This window comes from Ruegeria sp. YTSA168, assembly GCF_059610045.1.
In genome coordinates this window covers 701,621-727,626 of sequence record NZ_JBXWMW010000001.1, presented here as the reverse complement: position 1 = coordinate 727,626, position 26,006 = coordinate 701,621, and the positions used below count along the sequence as shown (strand labels likewise).

The 26,006-nt window shown below is 58.9% G+C and carries 24 protein-coding genes; 6 read left to right on the top strand and 18 right to left on the bottom strand.

Features of this window, described 5'->3' with window-relative positions; all coding sequences use genetic code 11:
• Window position 1 precedes the first annotated feature (1 nt).
• The gene (locus AC2FFE_RS03665) at window positions 2–520 is read left to right on the top strand and encodes a PaaI family thioesterase (protein ID WP_496819439.1); all 519 of its coding nucleotides are present in this window, start codon (window positions 2–4) and stop codon (window positions 518–520) included.
• 2 nt (window positions 521–522) lie between these two features.
• The gene (locus AC2FFE_RS03660) at window positions 523–1,839 is read left to right on the top strand and encodes an MATE family efflux transporter (protein ID WP_496819438.1); all 1,317 of its coding nucleotides are present in this window, start codon (window positions 523–525) and stop codon (window positions 1,837–1,839) included.
• Here the strand turns inward: AC2FFE_RS03660 and arsC are convergent.
• From arsC to AC2FFE_RS03640, 4 genes are read right to left on the bottom strand one after another with little or no spacing between them, the layout of a single operon-like run.
• Window positions 1,836–2,177 (bottom strand): arsenate reductase (glutaredoxin), encoded by a 342-nt coding sequence (arsC, locus tag AC2FFE_RS03655; RefSeq protein ID WP_496819437.1) that lies wholly within the window; start codon window positions 2,175–2,177, stop codon window positions 1,836–1,838. The genes AC2FFE_RS03660 and arsC overlap by 4 nt on opposite strands.
• Window positions 2,174–3,232: a quinone-dependent dihydroorotate dehydrogenase gene (locus tag AC2FFE_RS03650; protein WP_496819436.1), complete on the bottom strand. Its 1,059-nt coding sequence runs from the start codon at window positions 3,230–3,232 to the stop codon at window positions 2,174–2,176. Before AC2FFE_RS03650 ends, arsC begins: the two co-directional genes overlap by 4 nt.
• On the bottom strand, window positions 3,229–3,660 hold the full coding sequence (locus AC2FFE_RS03645) for a DUF1330 domain-containing protein (RefSeq protein ID WP_496819435.1): 432 nt from the start codon (window positions 3,658–3,660) through the stop codon (window positions 3,229–3,231). Before AC2FFE_RS03645 ends, AC2FFE_RS03650 begins: the two co-directional genes overlap by 4 nt.
• A complete protein-coding gene (locus AC2FFE_RS03640) occupies window positions 3,657–3,995 on the bottom strand; it encodes a DUF952 domain-containing protein (RefSeq protein ID WP_496819434.1) in 339 nt (112 codons plus the stop codon). The genes AC2FFE_RS03645 and AC2FFE_RS03640 overlap by 4 nt, the downstream gene beginning before the upstream one ends.
• Window positions 3,996–4,104: 109 nt before the next feature.
• Between AC2FFE_RS03640 and AC2FFE_RS03635 the strand changes: the two genes are divergently transcribed.
• Both AC2FFE_RS03635 and mnmH read left to right on the top strand, forming a co-directional pair.
• Entirely contained in the window at window positions 4,105–5,688 is a 1,584-nt protein-coding gene (locus AC2FFE_RS03635) for a bifunctional metallophosphatase/5'-nucleotidase (protein ID WP_496819433.1), read from the top strand.
• Between the two features lie 144 nt (window positions 5,689–5,832).
• On the top strand, window positions 5,833–6,885 hold the full coding sequence (mnmH, locus tag AC2FFE_RS03630) for a tRNA 2-selenouridine(34) synthase MnmH (protein WP_496819432.1): 1,053 nt from the start codon (window positions 5,833–5,835) through the stop codon (window positions 6,883–6,885).
• On the opposite strand, the gene selD is transcribed toward mnmH, so the two are convergent.
• The 7 genes from selD to AC2FFE_RS03595 are packed head-to-tail and all read right to left on the bottom strand — an operon-like array spanning window position 6,876 to window position 14,965.
• The gene (selD, locus tag AC2FFE_RS03625) at window positions 6,876–9,035 is read right to left on the bottom strand and encodes a selenide, water dikinase SelD (protein WP_496845860.1); all 2,160 of its coding nucleotides are present in this window, start codon (window positions 9,033–9,035) and stop codon (window positions 6,876–6,878) included. The genes mnmH and selD overlap by 10 nt on opposite strands.
• A 5-nt stretch (window positions 9,036–9,040) precedes the next feature.
• Entirely contained in the window at window positions 9,041–9,427 is a 387-nt protein-coding gene (locus AC2FFE_RS03620; RefSeq protein ID WP_480498967.1) for a Na+/H+ antiporter subunit G, read from the bottom strand.
• A 7-nt stretch (window positions 9,428–9,434) separates the two neighbouring features.
• The gene (locus tag AC2FFE_RS03615; protein ID WP_170532030.1) at window positions 9,435–9,704 is read right to left on the bottom strand and encodes a K+/H+ antiporter subunit F; all 270 of its coding nucleotides are present in this window, start codon (window positions 9,702–9,704) and stop codon (window positions 9,435–9,437) included.
• The gene (locus AC2FFE_RS03610; protein ID WP_496845898.1) at window positions 9,701–10,198 is read right to left on the bottom strand and encodes a Na+/H+ antiporter subunit E; all 498 of its coding nucleotides are present in this window, start codon (window positions 10,196–10,198) and stop codon (window positions 9,701–9,703) included. Before AC2FFE_RS03610 ends, AC2FFE_RS03615 begins: the two co-directional genes overlap by 4 nt.
• Entirely contained in the window at window positions 10,198–11,739 is a 1,542-nt protein-coding gene (locus tag AC2FFE_RS03605) for a monovalent cation/H+ antiporter subunit D (RefSeq protein WP_496845859.1), read from the bottom strand. Before AC2FFE_RS03605 ends, AC2FFE_RS03610 begins: the two co-directional genes overlap by 1 nt.
• Window positions 11,736–12,095 carry a Na+/H+ antiporter subunit C gene (locus AC2FFE_RS03600; protein ID WP_496819428.1) on the bottom strand — a complete coding sequence of 120 codons (360 nt, stop codon included), beginning with the start codon at window positions 12,093–12,095 and terminating at the stop codon, window positions 11,736–11,738. The genes AC2FFE_RS03605 and AC2FFE_RS03600 overlap by 4 nt, the downstream gene beginning before the upstream one ends.
• The gene (locus AC2FFE_RS03595; RefSeq protein ID WP_496845858.1) at window positions 12,095–14,965 is read right to left on the bottom strand and encodes a monovalent cation/H+ antiporter subunit A; all 2,871 of its coding nucleotides are present in this window, start codon (window positions 14,963–14,965) and stop codon (window positions 12,095–12,097) included. Before AC2FFE_RS03595 ends, AC2FFE_RS03600 begins: the two co-directional genes overlap by 1 nt.
• 221 nt (window positions 14,966–15,186) lie before the next feature.
• Between AC2FFE_RS03595 and AC2FFE_RS03590 the strand changes: the two genes are divergently transcribed.
• Both AC2FFE_RS03590 and AC2FFE_RS03585 read left to right on the top strand, forming a co-directional pair.
• On the top strand, window positions 15,187–15,657 hold the full coding sequence (locus AC2FFE_RS03590) for a rhodanese-like domain-containing protein (RefSeq protein ID WP_496845857.1): 471 nt from the start codon (window positions 15,187–15,189) through the stop codon (window positions 15,655–15,657).
• Between the two features lie 5 nt (window positions 15,658–15,662).
• Window positions 15,663–16,481 (top strand): CE1 family esterase, encoded by an 819-nt coding sequence (locus AC2FFE_RS03585; protein ID WP_496845856.1) that lies wholly within the window; start codon window positions 15,663–15,665, stop codon window positions 16,479–16,481.
• Here the strand turns inward: AC2FFE_RS03585 and mdoH are convergent, their stop codons facing one another.
• From mdoH to AC2FFE_RS03550, 7 genes are all read right to left on the bottom strand, one after another.
• A complete protein-coding gene (gene mdoH / locus AC2FFE_RS03580; protein ID WP_496845855.1) occupies window positions 16,482–18,350 on the bottom strand; it encodes a glucans biosynthesis glucosyltransferase MdoH in 1,869 nt (622 codons plus the stop codon).
• Window positions 18,347–19,846, bottom strand: coding sequence for an OpgD/OpgG family glucan biosynthesis protein (locus AC2FFE_RS03575; RefSeq protein WP_496845854.1), 1,500 nt, complete (start codon window positions 19,844–19,846; stop codon window positions 18,347–18,349). The genes mdoH and AC2FFE_RS03575 overlap by 4 nt, the downstream gene beginning before the upstream one ends.
• The gene (locus AC2FFE_RS03570; protein WP_496845853.1) at window positions 19,843–21,060 is read right to left on the bottom strand and encodes an OpgC family protein; all 1,218 of its coding nucleotides are present in this window, start codon (window positions 21,058–21,060) and stop codon (window positions 19,843–19,845) included. Before AC2FFE_RS03570 ends, AC2FFE_RS03575 begins: the two co-directional genes overlap by 4 nt.
• Window positions 21,061–21,088: 28 nt before the next feature.
• Complete coding sequence (locus AC2FFE_RS03565; RefSeq protein ID WP_496819421.1) at window positions 21,089–22,459, bottom strand: tetratricopeptide repeat protein; 1,371 nt, start codon at window positions 22,457–22,459, stop codon at window positions 21,089–21,091.
• 179 nt (window positions 22,460–22,638) lie between these two features.
• Window positions 22,639–23,823 carry a CaiB/BaiF CoA transferase family protein gene (locus AC2FFE_RS03560; RefSeq protein ID WP_496819420.1) on the bottom strand — a complete coding sequence of 395 codons (1,185 nt, stop codon included), beginning with the start codon at window positions 23,821–23,823 and terminating at the stop codon, window positions 22,639–22,641.
• A complete protein-coding gene (locus AC2FFE_RS03555; protein WP_496845852.1) occupies window positions 23,810–25,429 on the bottom strand; it encodes a thiamine pyrophosphate-binding protein in 1,620 nt (539 codons plus the stop codon). The genes AC2FFE_RS03560 and AC2FFE_RS03555 overlap by 14 nt, the downstream gene beginning before the upstream one ends.
• Window positions 25,430–25,507: 78 nt before the next feature.
• On the bottom strand, window positions 25,508–25,966 hold the full coding sequence (locus AC2FFE_RS03550) for a DUF302 domain-containing protein (protein WP_496819418.1): 459 nt from the start codon (window positions 25,964–25,966) through the stop codon (window positions 25,508–25,510).
• Between the last annotated feature and the right edge of the window lie 40 nt (window positions 25,967–26,006).

Genomic DNA, 26,006 nt, shown 5'->3' with positions numbered 1-26,006 from the left:
CATGGCCAGAACCCGCCCTGAACCGATGCAGGTGGTTAAGCATCGCCGCGACGGTGCCTTGCGCGCTTTGGTCGACGGCGTTCCCTACATCCGATTTCTCAACATCAGTTTTGACCGTAGAGGTGATGAACTGACTGGCGTTCTGAACTTCGATGAGAAACTGATTGGAAACCCGTTCCTTCCAGCTATCCATGGCGGCGTAACGGCCGCGTTTTTAGAGGTCACGGCCGTGATCACGCTGAGTTGGGAACACTTGTTTTCCGATATCGAAAGTGGGGAAATCAATGCCGAATCTATCATGACCGATGAAACGATCCGCTTTCCAAAGACCATCGATTTCACGGTCGACTATCTGCGGTCAGGCCTGCCACGGGATGCCTATGCGCGTGCCTTCGTGAATCGGGCGGGTCGACGTTATGCCTCGGTTCGGGTTGAGGCGTGGCAGGATAATCACGCCAAACTGTTTGCGCAGGCCACCGGGCATTTCCTGATGCCGCAGCCAGCCAGGGGCAAGGGCTGATCATGACAGATGCTTCGGCGCCCATAACACATGGGCGGGTGCTGAAAATCGCCATTCCCATCGTTCTGTCCAACGCCACTGTGCCGATTCTAGGTGCGGTGGATACCGGCGTGGTGGGGCAGATGGGCGCGGCGGCCCCGATCGGAGCCGTGGGCATCGGTGCGGTGATCCTGTCTGCGATCTACTGGATTTTCGGTTTCCTGCGCATGGGCACGACAGGCCTTGCGGCACAGGCACGTGGGGCAGGGGACAGCGACGAGATGCGCGCGCTGCTGATCCGCGGGTTGATGCTGGGCGGGGCTGCGGGGCTCGTTTTCATTCTGGCGCAGGTCGCCATTTTCAGCGGCGCGTTCCTGCTGTCGCCAGCCAGCCCCGAGGTCGAAACCCTTGCGCGCACCTATCTTGAGATCCGAATCTGGGGCGCACCTGCGACAATTGCCCTTTTTGCGGTTACAGGCTGGCTGATCGCGGTCGAGCGTACGCGGGGCGTTTTTGTTCTGCAAATCTGGATGAATGGCCTCAATATCGTCTTGGATCTGTGGTTTGTTCTGGGGTTGGACTGGGGTGTCGAAGGTGTGGCGATTGCCACTTTGATCGCGGAATGGACCGGGCTGGCGCTGGGCCTGTGGTTGTGCCGCGATGGATTTCGAGACCGTATCTGGCAGGACTGGCCCCGCATCTTTGATACCGCGCGTTTGCGCAGGATGCTGCAGGTGAACAGCGATATCATGATCCGCTCGATCCTGCTCACCGGTTCGTTCACGACCTTTCTGTTTGTGGGCTCGGATTTGGGGGACGTCAATCTGGCCGCCAATCAGGTGCTTCTGCAGTTTCTGGAAATCACCGCCTTTGCACTGGACGGCTTTGCCTTTTCAGCCGAGGCGCTGGTTGGCAGCGCTGTAGGTGCACGGGATCGGTATCAGGTGCGGCGGGCCTCGGTCATGGCATCGCAATGGGGCGTTGGGGGGGCGGTTTTGCTGGGCGCGGTGTTTTTTCTGGCTGGCCCTGCCTTGATCGACCTGATGTCCACCTCGCCCGAGGTGCGCCAAGCAGGGCGCGAGTTCCTGTTCTGGGCTGCTCTTGCCCCAGTGATCGGCGTCGCCAGTTGGATGTTTGATGGCATCTACATTGGTGCGACCTGGACCCGGGCGATGCGCAGCGCGATGCTGCAATCTGTGGCGATTTATATTGTCGCCCTGTTCGCTCTGGTCCCTGCGTTCGGCAATCATGGGCTTTGGGCCGCGCTGATGGTGCTGAACCTTGCGCGCGGTGTGACCATGGGCTGGCGCTATCCCCGGCTTGAGGCGCAGGTGACCTAGAGCAGACCCAGCAGGTTTTCCGGCGGACGACCGAGGGCGGCTTTGCTCTCGGTGATGGCCAGAGGGCGTTCGATCAGGATCGGATGATCTGCCATGGCCTGGATCAAATCCGTATCTGGCGTGTCTTCTGACAGGCCCAGTTCCTTGAACAGCTTCTCGCCTGTGCGCATCATCTGAATGGCGGGCACCCCCAGCAGAGCCTGCGCCTTGCGCAGCGTGTCTAATGAGGGCGCATCCTCAAGGTATTTATGAACCAGAACCTCTGCACCGCGTTCCTCCAGCAGAGCCAGACCCATGCGGGATTTCGAACAGCGTGGGTTATGCCAATATTCAATCACAGCCAATCCTCTCGTTTGCGGCCCACGGCCTGCGCCACGGTGTCAAACCCGTCGCGTGCCAATAAAGTATCCAGGCCCTGCGCAATCTCGGCAGCCAGAGACAGGCCGCTATAGACCATAGCCGTATAGAACTGTACGGCTGACGCCCCGGCGCAAATCTTGGCATAAGCCTGTTCCGCCGTGCTGACCCCGCCGACGCCAATCAAGGGAAGATTGCCTTCGGTCAGTTGGCTGAGCTTTGCCAGAACACGTGTAGATTTCTCGAACAACGGTGCGCCGGACAGGCCACCTTGCTCGGCCTTGTGTGCGCTGCGCAGGCCATCGCGCGACAGCGTGGTATTGGTGGCGATCACAGCGTCCACACCCGTCTCAACGGCGACCTCTGCGATGTCCTGCAACTCGGTCTCTGTCAGGTCTGGTGCGATCTTCAGAAAGACCGGCAGCGGGCGGGGCAGAGCGTTGCGCGTTTCAATCACGCCACCCAGCAACGCGCCAAGGGCCGCTTTTCCCTGAAGATCCCGCAGCTTTTCGGTGTTGGGGGAGGATACATTCACAGTGGCAAAATCCAGATATGCGGCGCAATGATCCAGTACTTTGGCAAAGTCACCGGGCCGGTCGTCGCTGTCTTTGTTTGCCCCCAGATTCAGGCCAATCACCGCATCTTTGGGGCGGTTGGCTAGGCGTTGGGCCATGACCTCCATCCCGTCATTGTTGAAACCAAAGCGATTGATGGCGGCCTTGTCTTCGGTCAGACGGAACAGGCGCGGTTTGGGGTTTCCAGGTTGCGGGCGCGGGGTCACGGCGCCCACTTCGATAAATCCAAACCCGGCGCGGGACAGCGGGGTTAGGACCTCTCCGTTCTTGTCGAAACCGGCGGCCAGACCCACAGGGTTGGGCAGGTGCAGCCCGGCAACTTCGGTTGCCAGCCGCGTAGACGTTACCGGCCCCGGCATCGGTGCCAGCCCGGCTTTTAGTGCTTTGATTGACAGGCCATGCGCTGTTTCCGGATCAAACTGGTGCAGTGCGGCCAGGCCAAGTTTTTCGGTCAGTTTCATCCGAATGCAGCTCCACCCTCGGCTGCGCCGCATCGGATCAGTCGTGAGGTCTCTACGGCGGCCTGGCGATGTACCACAGCCTTTTGATAGCTCGGGTCGGTCACCATTTCCAAAAATGCGTGGGCAGTGGGGTAGCGCGCGATGAACATTTCGTCCCATGCCTCATCCTGCGGCCCTATTAATGTGCTCTGAAACGCACCGCGCCACAGGATCGACACTCCTAATCTGGCGATGATCGGGGCCGTTTCGGCTCCGTAATTGCGATAGGCCCGCGCCCCGGTTAGCCCGGCATCGGCCAGATCATGATCCGCAGGGTAAGCAGCCATGGGGCGAAACTTGACAAGGTTCAGCATCTCAATCGGCTGATCCCGATCTAGCGCCTTGAAAGTGTCGAACTGCTCACGTTCGGGATCGATGTAAGCGGTCATGCCATCTCCTCGGGGAACTGATGGGTTTGGCCATCAAAGGGCAGGGGCCGCGACCAAATCACATCACTCATCTTGATCTGGCGGTATAGGTGCGGAAACAGCGCCCCGCCGCGCGAAACCTCCCATTTCAGGTCATCCCCCATCGCATCCCCGTCACACGCCAGCAAGGTCAGCCCGTCGATAGCAGCAAAATGCTTGGCCGCCGTTTCGGCAGCCTGCTCTGCCGTCGAGAAATGCACGAACCCATCCGCCACATCGATCGGCGCACCGTCTGAGGCGCCCTCGGCCTGCAACTGAGCCCATTCATCGGCCCGGAAAATTTTGTAAATCAGCATGACACGGGTGATGCCCCGCACGGAACGGGGAATCAAGTCAGATTTGCCCCTTTGACTCTTCCCCGACATCGGCGCACGATCTGGTCGAACAACGATAGGGAGTATTTGTATGTTGACCCGTTTCATGGCCTCTGTTGCCGTATTGGGGCTGACCGCCGGGATCGCGGCTGCTGACTACAAACTGACGATTTTGCACACAAACGACATTCACAGCCGCATTGAATCGATCAACAAATACGATTCGACCTGTGACGCAGAAGGCGAAGCCGAAGGGAAATGCTTTGGCGGCGTTGCACGATTGAAAACCATTCTGGACGCCAAGCGTGCAGATATGGCGGATGAGAACGTTTTGGTTCTGGACGCAGGTGATCCGTTCCAAGGTTCGCTGTTCTACACCACCTATAAAGGTGCGGCAGAGGCCGAGTTTATGGAGGCCATCGGCTATGACGTGATGGCCGTCGGCAACCACGAATTTGACGACGGTCCCGAAGGCCTTGCTGCGTTCATTGATACGGTCAGCTTCCCTGTGATTTCGGGTAACCTGGATTTGTCGACTTCTGCTGAACTCAAGGACAAGGTGGAAAATCACGTGGTTCTTGAGGTTGGCGGCCAGAAGATCGGCATCATCTCAGCGCTGGCAACCGACACAGTCGACACCTCGAGCCCTGGCAAGGATGTGGTGTTTCAGGATGAGATCGAAAGCTTGAAGGCCGATGTCGCGGCTTTGCAGGATGAGGGTGTCAACATCATCATCGCACTGAACCACGTGGGTCTGGCCAAAGACCTGGAGATTGCCGCGCAAGTGCCGGGGTTGGATTTGGTGGTTGGTGGTCACTCGCACACGCTGCTATCGAACACCAATGAAGACGCGGCGGGCCCGTACCCGATGATGGTGGGCGATGTCCCCGTTGTGCAAGCCTATGCCTATTCGAAATATCTGGGTGAGGTCACACTGACCTTTGATGATGATGGCAATCTGATTTCGGCAGAGGGTGAGCCGATCCTGCTGGATGCCTCGGTCACTCCGGATGCAGGCATCGCTGCACGTGTCGCCGAAATGGGCGCGCCGATTGAAGAGATGAAACAGCGCGTGGTTGCTGAAACCGGCGCTGCCGTCGAAGGGTCGCGCGATATCTGTCGGGTGCAGGAATGCGAGATGGGCAATCTGGTTGCCGACGCAATGCTGGCACGTGTTGCCGACCAAGGTGCTCAGATCGCAATCGCAAACTCGGGCGGCCTGCGCGCGTCAATTGACGAAGGTGAAGTCACCATGGGCGAGGTTTTAACGGTTCTGCCATTCCAGAACACCCTCTCGACCTTTGAAATCAGCGGTCAGGGTGTGATTGATGCGCTGGAGAACGGTGTCAGCCAAGTCGAAGAAGTCAAAGGCCGCTTCCCTCAAGTTGCCGGGCTGAGCTTTACTTGGGATCCATCGGTTGCCCCGAACGAAGGACGCATCACCGAAGTGATGGTGGCCGAGGGTGACGGCTTTGTGCCCATCGATCCGGCAGCGACCTATCTTGTCGTGACCAACAACTACGTGCGCAACGGCGGTGACGGTTACAAGATGTTCGAAGGCGACGATAAGAACGCCTATGACTTCGGACCCGATCTGGCGGATGTAACCGCTGAATACCTGGCCGAAAACGCGCCCTATCAACCGTATGTAGACGGACGCATCAAGCAGAAGTAACGCCCTGCAAAAGATCAAAAAGCCGCATCCTCGTGATGCGGCTTCTGTAGCTTTAGCTTTCGAGTTGCCGTTCGTGATTCATTTTACTCAAACAAGCGACTAGACAAGGTTTTCTTAGATGGCTCGGGCAACTAAACCGCTGGCATGGCATTGAAATTCTCTGACTTACCACAGCTATATGCCCATGCTTTCGACACCGTGATCGATGTCCGGAGCCCGGCTGAGTTTGCAGAGGATCATCTGCCCGGTGCGATCAACCTGCCGGTTCTGGACAATGCCGAACGCGCCCGGGTCGGAACGATCTACAAGCAACAAAGCCCGTTTCTGGCCCGCAAACTTGGGGCGGCTTTGGTGTTTCGAAATGCGGCCAATCATATCGAACACAGCCTTAGCCATCATGAGGGCGACTGGCGGCCACTGGTCTATTGCTGGCGCGGTGGGCAGCGGTCCGGGTCGTTTGCGTGGACGTTGCAACAGATCGGTTGGCGAGCCGAGGTCATTGAAGGCGGGTATCGAACCTATCGGCGTCTGGTAAACGCTTATTTGTATGAACATTCATTGCCGTTTCGACTGATCGCACTGGATGGCTATACCGGCACGGCCAAAACCGAGTTGCTGCATCATTTGCAGCGGCGTGGTGTTCAGGTCGTCGACCTGGAGCGGTTGGCCAATCACCGGGGCTCGTTGTTGGGTGAGATGCCTGGTGGACAGCCCAGCCAGAAAGCGTTCGAGTCAGCGCTTTCCGCTGCTTTCTGCGCGCTTGATCCGGCACGCCCGGTTGTGGTTGAGGCGGAATCCTCGAAGATTGGCGAGCGAATCCTGCCACCCAGCTTGTGGACGGCGATGTGTGCCGCTCCGCGCATTCAGATCGTTGCGCCGGTTGCGGCACGGGCCGCGTATTTGATGCAGGCTTATGATGATATCCTGTCCGATAGTGCGCGTTTGCGCGATCGCCTATCCCCGTTGCGGGTTCACCGTGGGCATGAGGTGGTGGATGCATGGCTGGCATTGATCGATGCGGGCGACAAGCGCGCGTTGACCCGTGCATTGATCGAACAGCACTATGACCCGGCCTATGCCAAGTCGCGCCGTGCTCATCCCGTAGACCCCGTTGCGCGGGTCGAGGTGCAAAAGCTGGACGGCAGCGGCCTGAGGCACGCGGCAGCAGAGATAGAAACCGCGCTGGATCAGCTTTGAAGGCGCAGCCCGGGCGTGTCGGTCAGGTGACCGATCCTGACCGCCGGATAGCCCGCCGTCTGCAGCGCGTCTAACATGGCGTCTGCGTCGTCTCGTGCGACTGCGGCCAGCAAGCCGCCTGCAGTTTGAGGGTCAAATAGCAGGGCCGCCTTGCCATCCGAGGGAAGCCCGGGTGCGATGGATCGGTTGTCAGAAAACAGTGTCGAATGAACACCGCCGTTGCTCAGGTCAATCGCTCCAGGCATCACCGGAACCGCGTCCAAATACAGTACGGCGCCACAGGTTGAGGCGTCGCATATGCCTTGCAGATGCCCGGCAAGCCCGAACCCTGTGACATCCGTCATCGCCCGGGCCCGCGACAATATCTTCGCCGCCCGGCCTTGCGATTGGGTCATCAGCTTGTAAGCTTCTGCGACATCGGCTCCATTTGCCTCTCCTGCCATTTCTGCGGCCATTAAAACGCCGCTTCCGATGGGTTTGGTCAGGATCAGAACATCGCCTGGCCGCCCCCCGGCCAATGTGATCGGCGGTTCAGGGCACAAACCGGTGATGGTGAAGCCCAGGGTCATTTCGTCCCCCATCGAGCTATGGCCGCCCACGATCTCGGCCCCGGCGTCCTGTATGATCTCATTGGCAGCGGTCATGATCTCGGACAGGGTGCGTTCCTGCAATATGGCGGACATGCGCGGCAAAATGATGGTGGCGGTTGCGGCTTGGGGTTGGGCCCCCATCGCCCAGATATCACCAAGCGCATGGACAGCGGTGATGCGCGTCATCAGAACGGGATCAGAAATCAGGCTGCGCAGATGATCCGTTGTCATTAATTGTTGCGCCTTGCCCGTTGTTAGCAGGGCGGCATCGTCACCGGGTAAGGATGTCACATCCGAGCGGACGGGTTTCGGCAGAGCGTGTAATACGCGTTGCAAGGCCCCTCGACCCACTTTGGCCCCACAGCCGCCGCACATGGGCTTGTCTCCCAATGCCTCAGACATCCCGTCAGCGCGGTCGCGCGGTAGTGCAGGGGGGGGCATGTGGGGCAGATCGCGGAACTTGTCCATGAAACTCTGGTCGATGCGATTTTTCCAACGCCACATCATGGGGCCGCTGAAGGACCGGCCCAGACGTTCTCCCAAAGCGGATTTTTGGCCCAGAGAGATCAGTTTCAGATAGTCCTTCTGCGGCACATAGCGCCGCATCCTCCCAGCCCCCAGCGCAGCACGTAGGTTGTGGAACAGAACCGGAGCCTCACGCACCGCGAACACACCTGCCTTGGGGCGCGGGTTGTCGCTTAGGTGGGCGCAATCACCGGCGGCGAAGATGGCGGGATCACTAGACTGAAGATGCCCGTTCACACGGATAAAGCCCTCGTTCAGGTCCAGACCTGTGCGGGCGATCCAGTCATAAGGCCGGGCGCCAGCGGCCCCGGTGACAAAGTCGGCCTCGATCTGCCGTCCATCTTCCAATTCGATATGGTCGGGCGCGATATGTGCGATGGCGGACTGCTCCAGAACGTTGACACCAAGATCATCCATCGCCCGGCGGATTGTAGCTGCGGCTTTGGGTTCGGTCGCAGACAGGGCCGCCGCATTGTCGATCAGCGTCACCCGCGCGGGACGTTGTCGGGCTTTCAACGCGTGGGCCATTGCCATGGCCAGTTCAACCCCGGCGACACCTCCCCCGATCACAACCACGGCTGCGGGGCCGGGCTTGCCCAGATACGCGGCCCAGCGGCTGGCGAAGGGGCCAAGGGGTTTGGCAGGTACGGCGTGTTCCGCAAACCCCGGCATGCCGGGCATATCCGATGTGATCCCGACATTGACCGAAGCGACATCGAACGCAACCGGCATTCGACCGGGGATATGGATCAGTTGCTGATCGGTGTCGATTGCGTCGACCGACCCCAGAACAATCCGCGCATCCGCAAAACGCGCCAGTTTCACCAGATCAATGTCCAGTTCAGACCGCGCGTAGTGCCCTGCAACATAACCCGGCAACATTCCGGAATAAGGCGCGGTCGGGCCGGGGTTGATCACCGTCACTCGCGCACCGGGCAGTGGGTTCATCCCCCATTTGCGCAGCAGCAACGCATGCGTGTGCCCACCGCCAATGAGAACCAGATCGCGGGTCAGGGGCAGCGGAGGATTATGCATAAGGCTCAGTTCGTGCTGTGGTCCGGGACGTCTTCGACCTGCTCGACCGCGTGGGTGGCCCAAAGCTCGTCCTCGCCCGCATCCGGCAGATCGCTCGGCTTTTCATGGCGGTGAACATGCCATTTTGCAATGAACAGGGCCGTGATCGGGGCCGTGAGGAACAAAAATAGCGTGATCAGCAGTTCGTGCAGCGACAATTTGCCTTCCAGCAGAACCGAATGGCAGATTGAGGCCAGAAGCACGCCGCCAACCCCCAAGGTTGTCGCTTTGGTGGGGGCATGCAGACGCGACATAGGGTCTTTCAGCTTGATCATTCCGAAGGATCCGACAAAGCCAAAGATGCCCGATACGATCAGAAAGACGGTGATCAGAAGTTCGAAGAAAAACGTCATCCTGCCCTCACTCGATAATATTGCCGCGCAGCATGAAGCGCGCGTAGGCCACGGTTGAGACAAAGCCCAGCATGGCGATGATCATGGCGGCCTCGAAGAAGATTTCGGTGCCCTGATCAAGCCCGTAGAGGATCATCAGCGCGATGGTGTTAATGACCATCGTGTCCAGTGCCAGAACGCGGGTGCCGACCCCATCTGCGGTGATGATCCGCCACAGGCACATCAGGATTGCCGCTCCGAAACAGGTGAAGGCGAAGTAGATGGCGTATTCGATCATTCGAAAATCTCCTTCAGGCGGCGTTCATAGCGTTGTTTGATCTGGTCCCGAACAGCCTCGGGGTCAGGGGCGTCCAGGCAGTGGACCAGCAGATTGTGCCCTTGTGCCGACAGATCGCAACTGACCGTGCCAGGGGTCATAGTGATGGTGCCCGCCAGCACTGTGATCGCTTCGGGTGTGCGCAATTCTAGCGGGACGCAGATCCAGTTCGGTTGGCGATCCGCATCTCGCTTGAACAGGATAATCCGGGCGACGGTAATGTTGGCCATCACGATGTCCCACAGGACCACCAGAATATACTCCACTACCATTGGCCAGTTATGCAGTTTTGGACGATCCGGCCAGTAGGGTTGTGTGATAAAGGGGATGATGATCCCTAGGATGAGGCCGAAGACCAGCGAGTTCAAAGACCCGTTATTGGCCAGCAGGACCCACACAACTGTCAGCAAAAATGTCAGATGTGGATGCGGGAATACGCGACGCAGCAGCTTGATCATTCTTCCCCTCCCAACACAGCCGAGATGTAGTGCTCGGGCGTGAACAATTGTTCAGCGGTTTGGCTTGTATAGTCCAGTGCGGGTCCGGCAAAGATGGTCAGCAGGATCAGCCCGGCCACCAGACCAAAGACTGACGTAAAGGCCAGACCCGGTTGCGGTTCAGGTGCGGGCAGGGGGGTGGCCTCCTCCTCCGGCGCTTCTTCGGGGCTGATATGTTCGGCATCGTGGCTTTTCCAGAAAATCAAAGACCCGGCCCGCGCCAGTCCGACGATTGTCACGAAAGACCCGATCAGAACAACCGCCCATACCGATGTTGAAACCGGCGCATCGCGTGCGGCATCCAGTACCAGCAGCTTGCCGATAAAACCCGAGAGGGGCGGCATACCGGCCATGGCGATGGCCCCCACGAAGAACAGCCCTGAGATCAACCCGGTCTGCGCCATGGGTGTCATCGGGGTGATGGCCCCGCCACGCCGTTCCATAACCAGATCGGCGATCAAGAACATGAGTGCCGTCGCCAAAGTCGAATGGAACACATAGTACAGCGCGGCTGCGCTGGCTTGCGGCGTAAACAGCGAGATTGCAATCAACAGCGTTCCCATTGAGGCGATCGCACAGAACGCAACCATCCGTGCAATGTGTTGTGAGCCCAGAATACCTATGGCTCCGACGGCAAGGGTGACCAGAGCCGCCGGTTGCAACCAGTCGCCCGCCAGCCCCTGGGTCGCTTCGACCTCGGGCCCAAAGGCGAGTGTGTACATCCGAATGATCGAATAAGCGCCAACCTTGGTCATTATCGCAAACAGGGCGGCCACAGGCAGTGGCGCATTGGCATAGCTGGCTGGCAGCCAGAAATGTAGCGGCAGAACGGCGGCCTTGATACAGAAAACCAGCAGCAGCAGCACCGCGCCCACCCGCAACAGGGCGGTATCTTCAGCTGGCATCTCAGCTACACGAAGGGCAATGTCGGCCATGTTCAGCGTGCCTGTCACACCATAAAGCGTGCCCAAGGCAAACAGGAACAGGGTCGAGCCCAGAAGGTTGTATGCGACATACTGCACGCCTGCTTTCAGGCGAACAGAGCCGCCCCCGTGGGTCATCAGACCGTAGGAGGCAATAAGGAGGACCTCGAAGAACACAAACAGGTTAAAGGCGTCGCCGGTCAGGAAGGCCCCGCATACGCCCATAAGCTGGAAATGGAGCAGTGCGTGGAAATGTTTCCCTCGATCATCCCAGCCCGAGGCGATGGCATAGAGCACAATGGGCAGGGCCAGCAATGCGGTCAGCAGTACCATCATGGCCGATAGCCTGTCCAACACCATGACAATGCCAAAAGGGGCCGGCCAATCACCTAGCTCATAGACCTGAATATCCCCGCCTGACGCCTGCGCGGTGATGGTCAGTGCGATACCCAGTAAGGCGACAACACCCGCGACCGAGAAAATACGCTGCAGGTCCAGATGATAGCGCAGGACCATGATGATAAATGGAGCCAGGATCGCAGGAAGGACGATCGGCGCAACGATCCAGTGGTTCATGCGTCTTCTCCTGGCGCGTCCACGCTGTCATGCGGGCTCATATCGATATGGTCATCTTTTGACGATAGGTAGGCCGACAGTGCGATCATCACGATCACAGCGGTCATCCCGAACGAAATCACGATGGCCGTCAGCACCAGCGCCTGCGGCAGTGGGTCGGTATAGGGGACATCCTTGTATTTGTTCAGAACGGCAGGCGCGTTCAACGCCAGACGCCCGGTGGCAAACAGGAACACGTTCACCGCATAAGTGATCAGGGACAGGCCAAGAATGACCGGGAATGTCCGTCGGCGTAGGATCAGGAAAATCCCGGCGGCGGTCAGAATGCCTACGGCAGAGGCAACCAGCGCTTCCATCAGGCCTGCTCCTTCTCTTCGTCTTGTTCTGGTGGATCATCCCGTAGCGGGTTGATATCCATCGGGAATTCCTGCGCCATGCCCGGCCGCCACGCAAAGCGCGACAGGCTATCGAGCGCCAGCATCACGGCGCCAAGAACTGCCAGGAACACGCCCGTGTCGAACAACATGGCGGTGGCCCATTCGAACTCTTCCAGTGGCGGCCAGTTGATATAGCCGAAATCGCTGGTCAGGAAGGGGCGTTCATTGAACCACGCGCCCAAACCGGTGGCCGCAGCGATCAATACACCCCAACCGATGGTGCCGTGATAATAGAACCTTTGTCGTTCGATGGCCCAGGTGTAGCCGCTGGCCATGTATTGCATGAGGAACGCAATCGCCACGATCAGGCCAGCGATGAAACCACCCCCGGGCTGGTTATGACCGCGGAAGAATATGTAGGCGCCCACCATCAAGGCAATCGGCATCATCACACGGGTTGCGACAACCATCATCAGCGGATGCGAGTCCCCCGATTGCGGCCAATGCGGTTTGCGGTTCAGCAGGTAACCACGCACATTTGTGCCCAGTACAGCCTCGGTCAGGGCAAAGATGATCAGCGCCGCGATGCCCAGCACGATGATCTCACCAAAAGTATCAAAACCCCGGAAGTCGACCAGAATGACGTTTACCACATTGGTACCGCCGCCGCCTTTGTACGAATTCGCCAGATGGAACTCGGAAATCGTGGGAAAGGCAAAGTCGCGCATCATGATCGCATAGATCAGGGCTCCGGTCCCCAGGCCGGCGACAACGGAAATTGCAGCATCCCGCCAACGCCGCGCCGCACTGCTGTCCCACGGTGTCTCGGTGGGCAAAAAGTTCAGTGACAACAACAGCAGGATCATCGTCACCACTTCGACCGAGATTTGGGTCAGCGCCAGATCCGGGGCCGACAGATAGTTGAAGGCAACCGAAACGATCAGGCCAACAACGCCGATCAGAACCAGTGATAGCAAGCGGTTGCGATGGAACCACATGATCCCCAGGGTTGAGCCGACCAGGCAAATCCAGCCGATGATCGGGATGAATTGCGCAGGCAACGGAATGCGGGTCTCAACACCAACCGTGCCGGTCGTGTAGGCGTAGTAGCCTAGCCCAACTGTGAAAGCGACAAAGATGATAGCATAGCGACTGAGCACACCGTTATGGAGCTCATCCGTGATCCAGCGGCTTAGCTGTGTGAAGCGGTTGATCAGCGCCTCGAAGATCAACTTGGCCTCGGGGCGGGGCAGAGCGTTCCAGAACCGTTCGCAATGCTTGTGCAGCCCCAGCAGGAACAGGCCCCCCAGCGTCGCGACGACGGACATGAATAGGGCAGGTGTGAATCCATGCCAGAGTTTGAGTGAGTAATAGGGCAGTTTCTCGCCGCCGATAACAGCGCTTGAAACTACGGCAACCAAGGGACCGACGATTGTTGCTGAGTTCAGGCCGATCAGGATCACCAGCACCACAAGGAAGGCCGGCGCGATCCACAACCCAACCGGAGGGTCATGGGGGTGGGCAGGGTAGTCGCTGCGCTCACGGCCAAGAAACACGTGACCGACAAATCGGAACGAATAGGCCGCCGAAAACAGCGCCGCCACCAGGGCCAGACCCGGCACAAGATAATGCAAGTGCAACCAGGTGGTATGCACGGTTTCTTCCAACATCATTTCTTTCGATAGGAAGCCGTTCAGCGGTGGCAGACCGGCCATCGAAAGTGCTGCAATCGTGCCGATTGTGAAGGTGACTGGCATAAGGTGACGCAGCCCACCGAGCCGTTTGATATCCCGCGTACCGGTTTCATGATCGATGATCCCGGCGGTCATGAACAGGGCTGCTTTGAAGGTCGCGTGGTTGATGATGTGGAAGACGGCTGCCACTGCGGCGAACTTGGTGCCAAACCCAAGCAGCATGGTGATAAGTCCCAGATGTGAGACGGTCGAAAACGCAAGCAGAGCCTTCAGGTCGTCCTTGAACAGCGCAATCACCGCGCCGATCAGCATGGTCACCAGACCTGTCGTGGCCACGATATAGAACCACGCATCGGTGCCTGACAGAACCGGCCACATCCGCGCCATCAAAAATAGACCTGCCTTCACCATCGTGGCCGAGTGCAGGTAGGCCGATACCGGCGTCGGCGCCGCCATCGCGTGCGGCAGCCAGAAATGGAACGGGAACTGCGCCGATTTGGTGAAGCAGCCCAGCAAGATCAGGATCAGCGCGGGCAGGTAGTAGGGTGAGGCCTGTATCAGCTCTTTGTTCTGCAGAATGACGCTGAGGTCGTAGGACCCCACGATATTGCCCAGGATCAGCATCCCGGCGATCATCGCCAGCCCGCCGCCGCCTGTGACTGCAAGTGCCATCCGCGCGCCCTGTCGACCTTCAGGCAGGTGTTTCCAATAGCCGATCAGCAGGAAGGAACTGAGTGAGGTGAGTTCCCAGAAAATCAGCAAAAGCAGGATGTTATCGGATAGTACAATGCCGACCATCGCGCCCTGGAACAGCAAGAGATAGGTGTAAAATTGTCCCATCGGATCTTCGCGCGACAGGTAGAACCGCGCATAGAGGATGATCAGTAGGCCGATACCCAAAATCAGCAGGGCAAACAGAAAGCCCAGCCCATCCAGCATGAAATTCGCGTTCAGACCGAGGTTTGGAATCCAATCAAATCGCGCCGTCACGACCTCGCCACGCATTACGGCCGGGATGTGGATCAGCAATCCCATTAGGGCAAGGAAGGTGGTCAACCCAGCGGCAGATGCGGCTGCGTTTCGTCCTGCCCGGATCAAAAGGGCTGGAAAAACAGCTCCGAGAAAGGGAAGGGCCGCGATAAGGAATAGGGACAAGTGCGATACTCCGGTGTGGGCGGTCGATATGACTGAATTCTGAAGGATAATTTATTGGCTGCCGGGAAATTGCAAGGTTTCGACAAGGACTAAAGGACGTATTTCGGGCGGAACCCTGCTGCGTGATAATGACGCGAACTTGATCGCGGTGGCCATTCTTGACCAAAGCGTCTTCGTCTTTGATGTGTTACAACAAGGCGGTCAACGCAAAAGGGTGCCGCATGGCTGAGAATACAAACCGCGCCCGAAGGTGGGTTTTGCTGGGGGGCGGCGCGGCGCTGGTCGCTGGCTTTGCAATCCGCGAATACCGTTTGATCCCACAGAATTATTCGGGCGGTCAGCTTGATGTCGCGCGGGCGCATCAAAGTGCGGTCTCAGGTGACATCCTGCTGGTTGATATTCGCACCCCGCGCGAATGGAAGGCGACAGGCATCGCGCAAGGCGCGCAGCCGCTGGATATGCGCCGGGATGATTTCGTGCCAACGTTGCTGCAATTGACCGGAGGGGATCAAGCCGGACCGATTGCCCTGATCTGTGCGCGCGGCGTGCGGTCAGCGCGGCTGAGCAATCAACTGACCGAGGCGGGATTTACCAATATAATCGACGTGCCGGAAGGTATGCTGGGATCAGCGGCAGGGCCGGGTTGGGTTCGGTCCGGATTACCGGTCGAGACGTATTCTGAGGGGACCTGAGCAAGATGAAGTACTGGTTGTCTGCCTGTTTGGCCGTTGCGGCCCAGTCCGCATATGCCGATTGTGGCCCGGATGAAGGCACGTGCAAGACCGCCTTGGGCGAATATCACATCGAACTGCCCAGTGCCGAAAACCCGCCTTTGCTGGTGTTCTTGCATGGCTATGGCGGCAGCGGGTCCGGCACCATGAACAACCGCAGCATGGTCGAGCCCTTATTGGCCCGTGGATACGCCGTCATGGCCCCCGAGGGGCTGGAGCGACCGGATCGCGGCGGCACCAAAAGCTGGAACTTTTACCCGGGCTTCGGCGAACGGGATGAGACTGTCTTTCTAAGCGAAGTTGTAAGCGATGCGGCAGAGCGGTTCGGCATCGATAGCGATCGCGCCGTTCTGGGCGGGTTTTCAGCCGGAGGGTTCATGGTGAACTACCTGGCCTGCGACGCGCCCGAGACCTTCTCGGCCTATGTGCCGGTTTCCGGCGGGTTCTGGCGACCACATCCAGAAGCCTGCAATGGGCCGGTGCGCCTGTTCCATACCCATGGCTGGATAGACAATGTTGTGCCGCTCGAAGGACGGCTGCTTGGGGGTGGTCGTTTTCATCAGGGTGATATCTTTGCCGGGCTTGAAATCTGGCGTATTGCCAACGGATGCGTTGACACCAAGCCCAGCGGGTTCTCCACGACCGGTCCGTTCATGCGCCGGTATTGGAGCGGCTGCGCTGATGGCAGTGCGCTCGAATTTGCTCTGTTCCCGGGCGGCCATACCGTTCCCAATGGTTGGGCGGACATGATGGTGGATTGGTACGAAGGTCTGCCCGGCGGTTGATTACTCTGCCGGTGTCATGCTGCCCTTGCCTTCGATCAGACGTTTCAGCTCATCGCGATGACGACGTGCTGAGCGGGTGATATCCGGCTCGGCAAAGTCCTCGCGCATTCCGACCATCTGGCGTGCAGCCCCTGCAGAGACACCGCTAAGTGCTGAGAGCGGGATCGCAAATGCCAAGCTGATCGCAATCGGGGCCAGCCAAACCGAAACCAGTCCGGCCATAATCCCTACACTGAGCGCGACGCCGCTAACGGTTTCCAATGCATGGCAGAAGATCAATGTGCGCAGACTATAGCTGCCTCCGTTACGCGCCTGCGGGGACCAACCTTTTTGCAGGCCCAAGGCGGTGCGGAACACGGCAATCATCTGCTGCACCATCAGGATCGGCGCGTAGAGGATCGATAGGATGACCTCGAACAGGAACGAGGTAAAGAACCGCCGCCAGCCACCGAAATCTGAATAGCGGACACCGCTCAGCGGCAGGGCGGCCACGCCCAAGACTTTGGGGGCCAGCAGCATGGCATACATCACCAGAATGATCAGCACGTGGCGGGTTTCGCTCATCTCGGGCCATTGCGGGAACAAAGGGTTGTCGGGGCTGAAATAGTGCAAAACCGACGCTTCTTCGCCTTGACCGATCAGCGCCCACATGAGAAGCAGCGCAAACCATAGCGGTGACATGAGATAGCCGACCGCACCATGGAACATGTGAAACCGCGAGACCGAGCGGAACCCGCGCGAGCCAAGCAGTTTCAGATGTTGCAGGTTCCCCTGACACCAGCGGCGATCCCGCATGGCGTGGTCGATGAGGGTGGGTGGTGTTTCTTCGTATGATCCGCGGATGCGCGGCAGGAAGCGCACTCCCCACCCAGCACGCCGCAGCAGACCAGCTTCGACGAAGTCGTGGCTCATGATCAGCGTGTCTTGCCCGTTGAACGAACGCAGCTTGGGCAAGCCCGCACAAGTAGCAAAAGCTTTGGTGCGGATGATGGCGTTATGACCCCAGTAATTGCCTTCTTGTCCGCACCAACGGGCCAGACCTTCGGCAAAGGCAATACCATAGACGCCATTGGCGAATTGCTGCATCCGCGCAAAGACCGACTGCGCGCCGATCAGTTGCGGATAGCTTTGGATCAGCCCCGCACTGGGGTCACGGGCCAGAGAATCCGTCAGGCGGGCGATGGCGCGTCCGGTCATCAGACTGTCCGCATCCAGCACCAACATCGCATCCCAATCGCCACCCCAGCGGCTGACCCAATCGGCGATGTTGCCCACTTTGCGGTCCGTGTTCTGTCCGCGGCGGCGATAGTAGAGTTTCAGATCGGGGGCCAGCGTGGTGCGCAGCGCCTCGATACTGGCTTGTTCCTGTGCGGCGATTTCGGGGTCGCGTGTATCCGACAGGATGAACATGGCGTATTCGTGCCGTCCGCCGCGTGCGCGCAGCTGTTCTAGCATGGTGCGAGCATTGCCCAGTACAAACCATGGCACTTCGTTGTAGATCGGCATTAACAAGGCGACACGCAGCGGCTGCGCGCGAACCTGAGCGACCGGGCGTTCTTGCCGCGAAAGCGAGATCATGCCCAGCAGGACGGTGCAGACCGTGAACGAGATCCAGAAGAAGTTGAATGAGATCAGCGCCAGCAGAATGCCTTCGACCAGGTTGATACCTTCGGCCCCGAACCAGTCGGTCATCACCCATAGCAGGCCAAGTGTGGCCGCCATGGCCGGTGAGAAAGCCAGCGCGCGCCAGAACCCGGCTGAGCGATGTTTGCTTAATGGCACCTCGGCATCGCGGAACCCGGCGCTGAAATCCTGCGCGGGCATGGCCAGCGGCGCCTCGGGTGGCATGATATGCAAATCGCTGTTCATGCGGTCCAACGATACAGCCACACTTCGGAGGCCGGGCGTTTGTTGACCAGCAGTTGTGCACGCAGTTCGACGTGGTCACGTTCACCGGGTTGGAAGGAAAACGCCAGACGCACACCGCCAGTATCGGGGTTGCGTTGCAACACACCGTCCGAGGTTTCCGCATGAGGCGAGTTGGCAAAGATGGTAACCGCGTCCAGATCATCAAACAGCTCACTGGGTTCGAAATCGATCACGGCCAGACGGCCTTCGCCAAAGGTGTTTTCACCCATCGCGGTGTTGATCACACGCGGCATTGGGGTGCGCTGCGGTTCTTCACCCCAAATCAGACGATAGGTCAGATCAACTTGGCTACCAGCAGCATAGGGTTCTGCCGGACGCCAATAGGCAACGATGTTGTCGTAGATCTCCTGATCGGCGGGAATCTCAACCAGTGTTACCGTGCCTTTGCCCCAATCAGAGCCGGGCTCGACCCATAGACTGGGGCGCTTGTGATAGTTCGCCTCAAGATCTGCATAGTCTGAAAATGCGCGCTTGCGCTGCATCAGACCGAACCCTTGGGGGTTGGTATCCACGAAGGACGAAATTTGCAGGCGGGTCGGGTTGGCCAAAGGCCGCCAGATCACCTCTCCCGCGCCGTTGCGGATCAGCAGCCCGTCGCTGTCATGGACGGCGGGGCGGAAATCATCAAAGCGGCTGTGGTTGGTTTGATCGAACAGGAACATCGAGGTTCCGGGCGCAATGCCGACATGATCCAGTTCGGTACGTGGGAACAAGGTGGCCTCGACATCCATGATGCAATCGGCCCCTGCGGTCACGTTGAACCGGTAAGCCCCGGTCACACTGGGGCTGTCCATCAGGGCGTGAACCACCATGTTGCGTTGGCCCGGTTCCGGGCGTTCCAGCCAGAAGCGAATGAATTCGGGGAATTCCTCGCCATCCGGGTCGCCGGTTTTCAGCGCCAGACCGCGTGCGGACAGGCCGTAAACCTCGTGCAGACCGATGGCGCGGAAATAGCTGGCCCCTTGCCAGACGCAGAACTCATCGGTTTCACCTGGGCGGTGCATTTCGGTGCGCAGACGCAGGCCAGAGAAACCCAGGGTTTCGTCGATGGGAAGGGTCGGGACCTCTTCGGCCTTGTCGAACATCTCAAGATCGAAAGCGACCGGCTTGGCCATCCCGTTCTCGACGGTCGAGACCTGAATCGTGCGCGGGAAATACAGGCCGGGCGTGAAGAAATCGACGTTGAAAGGTGTCTCGGTCTCGTACCAGAGCGCGCGGTCCAGCCGGAACCTGATCGAGCGGTATTGTTGATAGGTCAGGTCCTGCCATTCCTGCGGTACCATCTCACGCTCGGCAAAGGGGCGGCTGGCCAGTTCGCGGGCCAACTCGATCACATGGTTGCGGTCAAACGGCACTGCACCGCCAGAGGCAAAGGTGGCCGGCGCCAGCAATAGCGCTGAAGTAGAAGCCAGAAATGCGCGGCGCGTCAGGGTCATCTCTTTGATTTCCAAGGCTGTGATTTGAACCAAGCCGCCAGATAGGCCACCGCGATGATCATGGCAAAGCCAATCGTGTTGGCGGCGAAGACGGTGGCAAAATCCCGCCCAGCCTGATCCAAAGCAACGCCGATCAGGCGCGCTGCAGCCATCGAAAAGACGAAGACGGCGAGTGACTGCTGACCCACTTTGGTGATCAGTTTCAACACCACCTGCCAGATGCGCGCACCAAGGCTGTGCCCCGAAGCGATCAGGCGGTGTCCATGTTCACCGGCGACGACCCAACCCAGATAGGCCAGTGACAGGAAGTGGATATAGCGGAACAGGCCGAACTCGGTCTTGCCGCGCAGTTCCTTGGTCAGGGGCCAGATGTCGCGGATTTGCTCGGCCAGGCCCGGGGCCGCGGATTGTACCCACAGAAATACCTTCCACGACCCAATCGGCGCGGACAGAACCAGAAAGGCAATCGCTGCCCAGATCAGCGTTTTTGAGACCGGAGGGGCCGGGATCCAGCCACGCATGAAGGCAAAGCCGGTGAAGAACAGCAATTGCCAGCCAAACGGGTTGAAGAACCATTGACGATCCGACCACGGCTCGGCCGGAAGCGCCAGTGCGCCGGTTTGCGCGATAAACCAGATCGCCACGGAAACGGCGACCATCAGCCAGAAGTTGACCCGATACAGCGCCATGTAAAGCGGCATCATCGCCAGAACCACCAGATACATCGGCAGGATGTCAAAGTAGTTCGGCACATAGGTCAGCGTGAAAATCCCCACCATTTGAGAGGCCGGGTCCTTAAAGAAATGCTGAAGGTTCAGGGATGAGATGTAAGTCTTTTCAAACGCACCGGTCTGGTCCAGTGCGGCCATGGTCATGGCGACAAAGAAGAACAGACAGATATGGGCCCAATAGACTTGCCAGATGCGGAACGCCACGCGAGCCGTACCCATCCACCAACCCTTGCGCAGAAACGCACCGCCAAAGGCGATGGCCGAAGCCATGCCGGAACAGAACACAAAAATCTCGGTCGCATCAGAAAACCCGAACCGGGCTGGAATCCAACTTGTCCAGGGATTGCCCGGGATATGGGCCACCAGAATAATGAACATCGCAATTCCGCGGTAAAAATCCAGTCGCGGATCGCGTATGGTGGCCGGGGCAGCCGATTGGGCCGCCGCAGGCGCAAAATCAGAAGCGGGCGAAACAGTCGCCATACGTTTTCTGTCCTTCTTGGTCTTTTGGTTATTCAGCCGGGACGCTTTGTGCGTCTCCGCTGTCGCGGGCCGCTTCGATCAATGCACGGCGCGCTAGTGCGTAATTGTCCTCACCCCCGGCGCGTTTCGCGCGGCGATCATCCAGAATGCGCTCGACCGCATCCAGACGACCAGCGCGTAGGCCGGAATCAATTGTGATGCGCTCGAATACATCACGCTGTGCGTGGCTGCCACCAGCCAGTTGCATACCGGCCCGAGCGGTTGACAGGAAATCAAAGGCTGCGCCGTAGAGCCCGTCGCCAAACGCCTCAAGCCCCTTGGCGGCTGCGATGCCCGGATCAGACATGCGGATCGGGGTGTCGCCCTGATTGCGCTGCGCATCTTTCTGGATACGCTGCAGCATTTTGCCGGTCGCATCTCCGCGATTGTCACCGGTCAGAGCCAGCAGATAGTGCAGGTCGGCAAAGATCAGACAGCCATCTTCGGTTCGGGCGGCGCTGAGATCGGCCAGTTCTTCCCAGCGGTTGCCGACATCGACGCCCTCGAGCTCCAACCGAGACAGCAGCGATGTGGCGTTCGAGATGTCGCGGTAATCATCCGTCTTGTCCTTACGGATATGTTGGTCATAAAGCGCCATCACCTGATCGACCTGACCCAGATCCAGATGCATCAATGCCTTGTGCCACCAGACGTGATAGCGGAAATTGTTGCAGTGCGCCCAGGCGTCTTCGCGCCCGGCCAGCCAATCTAGGCCCAACTGGGCATTGCCCGTCATCTCATGCACATGGGCCACCGCATGCAGGCCCCAGGCATCGTCCGACACCATCCAAAGCGCCTGGCGCCCGGCAATCTCGGCCTTCTGGTAGGCGCCGGTTTCTTCCAGCGCAAAGGAGTGGCAACCCAGCAGGTAGCCGCGCCCGGCATGATCGGGCTCATAGGCGGGCAAGATGCGTTCGATCGACCGCCGCATCCCCTCGGCATCCCCCAGAACAAACCGGGTCGCATGGCTGAGTTTCATCGCCAGCGTATCAGTTGGATGGGCGCGCAGAATCTCTTCGAACTTCTGGATCGCCTGCGTGGGTAGGTCGGACAGATAAAGCGACAGGGCCTCAACATACAGCCGTTCGCGGGCTGATACGGGTTGGCGTTCCATCGCAGTGGTGGCCGCAGTCAGCGCTTCGGTCGCAACGGGCAGCATTTCGCGCCGCCCCAGCAGAACCATGAACAGGCCCTTGATCGCATGGCCAAGGGCAAAATCCGGTTCCAGCTCAAGCACCTTACCCAAATGCTGAGGGGTGATTGCTGCATGCGCCATGAACCCAAGCAGAACACCGTCCCACGCTTCGGCGCTGGCCGAGTGGGTCAAAGTGTTTATCTGTCCAAAAACGTCTTGTTTCATACTTGGGTCCAATCCGACTGAGATATTCGACACTGTTTGATTTATCAGAGTGTGCGGGCGCGTCGTAACAGTATCGACCCTGCTCTCGAATTGGTGAAAACCCGTGTGTGCGAAAATTGAAAAAAACCGCCGATTCAAGGGCATGTTTCAGCAACTTGCCGCCGAAATGGGCAAGTGTTTCAGTCTTCAAAGGGGTTTTCAGCGCCTAAAATGTCATCAGTGTCTGCACCGAACAGCGGCGGGGCGTGCCGGTATGTTACAGGCGTGCGGGACAGTTTCAGCGGATTCCCGATCAGATTCACCTCACCCGGTTCGGCTTGCATGGTGATCTGCATCTCGCGCGCATCCACCTGATCGGTGTCGAACACCTGATCCAATGTCTGTACCGGACCAACAGGGACTTTTCGAAGTTCGAGTTCGGTGATCACGGTTTGCGTACTGTGTGACTGGAGCGCAGGCCGCAGGATAGCATTCAGTGCTTCGCGATGCTCCAGCCTGACCGGGTTGGTGGCGAAACGCGGGTCATCGGCTAGGTCGGGATGGCCGATGAAATCGCAAAAACGGCGGAACTGGCTGTCATTGCCAACAGCCAAAATCACGTGGCCATCGGCGGTCTGATAGACCTCATATGGCACGATATTGGGATGTCCATTGCCACGTCGCTGAGGAACATCGCCCGAGGTCAGATAGTTGACGCCTTCGTTGATCAGCCAGGCCACCTGCGAATCCACCAGCGCCAGATCGACCTGCTGCCCTTCACCGGTCAGATCGCGGTGGCGCAGGGCGGCCAGAATGCCGACAGCGGCGTACATTCCGCACATGACATCAGAGATGCCTACGCCTACTTTCATAGGCGCGCCGTCGGGGTCGCCGGTCAGTGACATGATCCCACCATAGCCTTGCGCCATCAGGTCATATCCGGGCTTGCTGGAATTGGGTCCGGTTTGGCCGTAGCCGGAAATCGAACAATAGACGAGGCCGGGAAGATCCTGCGATAAGCTGTTGTAATCCAGCCCGTATTTCGCCAATCCGCCGGGTTTGAAATTCTCGATCAGGATATCAGCATGCGAGGCCAGACGCTTGATTTCGGCCTGCCCCTCGGGCGTTGCAATGTCGACGGCGACGGATTTCTTGTTTCGATTGGCCGACATGTAATAGGCGCTCAGGTCCGAGCGGTTGCCTTCGGCATCCGTCACATATGGCGGGCCCCATTGCCGCGTGTCATCCCCGCCCGAGGCCGGGTTTTCAACCTTGATGACGCTTGCGCCCAGATCGCCCAGCAATTGTGTGCAGGTCGGTCCGGCCAGAATGCGAGACAGGTCCAGTACTTTGACGCCTTTCAGCGGCCCGTCAGATGCGGCCATCATATCCTCCACGCTCGATCTCGGCGGCGATCACAGTGAAGCGGTCGGCCTTGACCGCCTCTTGCAACGCCGACCGCAGTTCTGCGCGGTTGCGAACAGTATGTCCATAGCCTCCGAAGGCGCGCCCGATGGCTGCAAAGTCGTGGCGGTCGAAATCAACACCCCGATTGCCCATCTGGCGCTGGCGCTGTTTCAGCTCGATCAGCGCAAGACTTGCATCGACAAAGACCAGAAAGATTGGATTGCCGCCCAGCTCGGCGGCGGTCGACAGCTCTCCGGCCACCATTAGAAACCCGGCATCGCCCGAGAAGCTGATGACTGGTCGATCCGGTTCGGCCAGTTTCAAACCGATGGCCATGGGCAGCGCACATCCCATCGTGCAAAGCGCCGAAGACTGGATCAGCCCGCGCGGCTCGTGACAATCCCACATCTGGCTTAGAAGAATGCGGTGCGCCCCACTGTCTGCTGTAGCAAGAGTGTTTTTAGGAAGGGTTGCGCGTGTCTCGGCGATGATTGCGGCAGGCCCCCAGTCGTCGTCTTGCGGGAAGGCTTGCGCCAGCGCTGCCTTGACCTGAGCGGGTTCACCACCGGGCCAGGTGGCGCGGGCGGGTGTGCCTTTGGCCATGGCTTCAAGGGTTTCGCCTGTATCGGCCACCAGGTTCAGCCCGGCCTGATGCATGTAGTGATCATTGACCACAGCCGAGATATCGATGACGCGCTTTTGGTCCGGATCCCAGATTTCACGCCAGCCGGGGCGCATCTCGATCGGGTCATAGCCCAAGCACAGAACCAGATCGGATTGTTCGATCAGCGGGATCAAATGCTTATCAGCCAAAGGCGACAGCCCTGCACCACCCAGACAAAGCGGGTGATCTTCGGGGACGACACCCTTGGCCTTGTAGGTTGTCACAAAGGGGATGTTGAAATGTTCCAGAAACGCCTGCACCACGCTGCACGAGTCATCGTAAAGAACGTCCAGCCCAATGATCGCCACGGGGCGCTCAGCCTCGGCCACCCAACGACGCGCCTTGTCGAGGCAATCGCCTTCCGGGGCCACGGCTGCGACCTTGGCCAAACGCCGACGCTTGGTCGAAGACACGCGCGTATCGGCAACCGAGATTGGTACATCGATATGTACCGGGCCGGGTCGGGGTTGGTTGGCCAGGGATACGGCCTTATCCGCAATGATATCAGCGCCTTCCGAGGTCATCACAAAGGTGGCCTTGGTGATCGAGCGATAGACCTGACTGTGATCCATCACTTGATGCGTATAGGTCAACGCCTCATCGGGATCGACGCAGCCTGTCAGGACAATCATCGGCACCCGATCCTGAAACGCGTTGGCAACAACGTTGATCCCGTTCATCGCGCCCGGACCAATGGTGGCAACCAGAATGGCGGGCGCGCCGTCGCGGTGATGCACGGCCTCGGCCATGAATCCGGCCGCGTTTTCATGTTTGGCCAGATGAAAGGTGATCCCTGCCTGTTCTAATGCGTCGACCAGCGTCAGAACCTCGCCGCCGGGCATGCCAAAAGCATGACGGCATCCGGCCTCATACAAGCGTTGTGCCAGCAAATCAGCCGCGCGTGGGGACAGGTCGTGCATCAATCAGCTCCGGAATTTTCTTTGCCAAGCAGATGTCTGACCTTCGTGCAAGAGGCAAGCCGGATCACGCCAGTGTGACTATTTGAGCGCCGATTCCGCGATGGATTGAAATTTTGCGTCCAGTTCTACCGCGATGTCGGACAAGGCCACGCCACCTTGGTCGGCATATGGGGCGAAGACAAAGCTGGGTGTTTTGTAGGACAGGGTCGCAGTTCCGTCTTCATTCTCGGTGACATAGAACCGGATCGGGGCTTCGATCATCGCCTCGGTTGAAGTTTCCAGAACCCGCACGGCATAGTCATTGTTGAACACGCCGATCACCCGATTGCCGGGGATGGTGATGCCGCGCGCTGCTGCCGCCTTGGTTGGTCCAGCCTGAGTCACCACGATCAGCCCGTTTGCTTTGACCGCGGTCTTGGTGTCCGCGACTAGGGCCTCATAGGTCTTATCGGTCTTATACACTGCCCAGCCGGGCAGTGCCTGATCGGCCAGGGCAGACGAAGCAAACAGGCACAGGGCTACGAACAGGGCTTTCATATCAAAGACCTCCGACAGTTGGTTCGTTCTTGATGCCAGA

What these genes read in the sequence shown, in the direction of transcription:
- AC2FFE_RS03590 (WP_496845857.1), top strand. Translation starts at nt 15,187, where the DNA reads ATGGCTGAGAATACAAACCGCGCCCGAAGGTGGGTTTTGCTGGGGGGC.
- AC2FFE_RS03550 (WP_496819418.1), bottom strand. Translation starts at nt 25,966, where the DNA reads ATGAAAGCCCTGTTCGTAGCCCTGTGCCTGTTTGCTTCGTCTGCCCTG.
- AC2FFE_RS03575 (WP_496845854.1), bottom strand. Translation starts at nt 19,846, where the DNA reads ATGACCCTGACGCGCCGCGCATTTCTGGCTTCTACTTCAGCGCTATTG.
- AC2FFE_RS03645 (WP_496819435.1), bottom strand. Translation starts at nt 3,660, where the DNA reads ATGACCGCTTACATCGATCCCGAACGTGAGCAGTTCGACACTTTCAAG.
- AC2FFE_RS03615 (WP_170532030.1), bottom strand. Translation starts at nt 9,704, where the DNA reads ATGATCGAATACGCCATCTACTTCGCCTTCACCTGTTTCGGAGCGGCA.
- AC2FFE_RS03600 (WP_496819428.1), bottom strand. Translation starts at nt 12,095, where the DNA reads ATGGAAGCGCTGGTTGCCTCTGCCGTAGGCATTCTGACCGCCGCCGGG.
- mdoH (WP_496845855.1), bottom strand. Translation starts at nt 18,350, where the DNA reads ATGAACAGCGATTTGCATATCATGCCACCCGAGGCGCCGCTGGCCATG.
- AC2FFE_RS03570 (WP_496845853.1), bottom strand. Translation starts at nt 21,060, where the DNA reads ATGGCGACTGTTTCGCCCGCTTCTGATTTTGCGCCTGCGGCGGCCCAA.
- AC2FFE_RS03555 (WP_496845852.1), bottom strand. Translation starts at nt 25,429, where the DNA reads ATGCACGACCTGTCCCCACGCGCGGCTGATTTGCTGGCACAACGCTTG.
- AC2FFE_RS03560 (WP_496819420.1), bottom strand. Translation starts at nt 23,823, where the DNA reads ATGGCCGCATCTGACGGGCCGCTGAAAGGCGTCAAAGTACTGGACCTG.
- AC2FFE_RS03640 (WP_496819434.1), bottom strand. Translation starts at nt 3,995, where the DNA reads ATGCTGATTTACAAAATTTTCCGGGCCGATGAATGGGCTCAGTTGCAG.
- AC2FFE_RS03635 (WP_496819433.1), top strand. Translation starts at nt 4,105, where the DNA reads ATGTTGACCCGTTTCATGGCCTCTGTTGCCGTATTGGGGCTGACCGCC.
- AC2FFE_RS03565 (WP_496819421.1), bottom strand. Translation starts at nt 22,459, where the DNA reads ATGAAACAAGACGTTTTTGGACAGATAAACACTTTGACCCACTCGGCC.
- AC2FFE_RS03650 (WP_496819436.1), bottom strand. Translation starts at nt 3,232, where the DNA reads ATGAAACTGACCGAAAAACTTGGCCTGGCCGCACTGCACCAGTTTGAT.
- AC2FFE_RS03585 (WP_496845856.1), top strand. Translation starts at nt 15,663, where the DNA reads ATGAAGTACTGGTTGTCTGCCTGTTTGGCCGTTGCGGCCCAGTCCGCA.
- AC2FFE_RS03620 (WP_480498967.1), bottom strand. Translation starts at nt 9,427, where the DNA reads ATGACGTTTTTCTTCGAACTTCTGATCACCGTCTTTCTGATCGTATCG.
- AC2FFE_RS03605 (WP_496845859.1), bottom strand. Translation starts at nt 11,739, where the DNA reads ATGAACCACTGGATCGTTGCGCCGATCGTCCTTCCTGCGATCCTGGCT.
- AC2FFE_RS03665 (WP_496819439.1), top strand. Translation starts at nt 2, where the DNA reads ATGGCCAGAACCCGCCCTGAACCGATGCAGGTGGTTAAGCATCGCCGC.
- AC2FFE_RS03660 (WP_496819438.1), top strand. Translation starts at nt 523, where the DNA reads ATGACAGATGCTTCGGCGCCCATAACACATGGGCGGGTGCTGAAAATC.
- mnmH (WP_496819432.1), top strand. Translation starts at nt 5,833, where the DNA reads ATGGCATTGAAATTCTCTGACTTACCACAGCTATATGCCCATGCTTTC.
- selD (WP_496845860.1), bottom strand. Translation starts at nt 9,035, where the DNA reads ATGCATAATCCTCCGCTGCCCCTGACCCGCGATCTGGTTCTCATTGGC.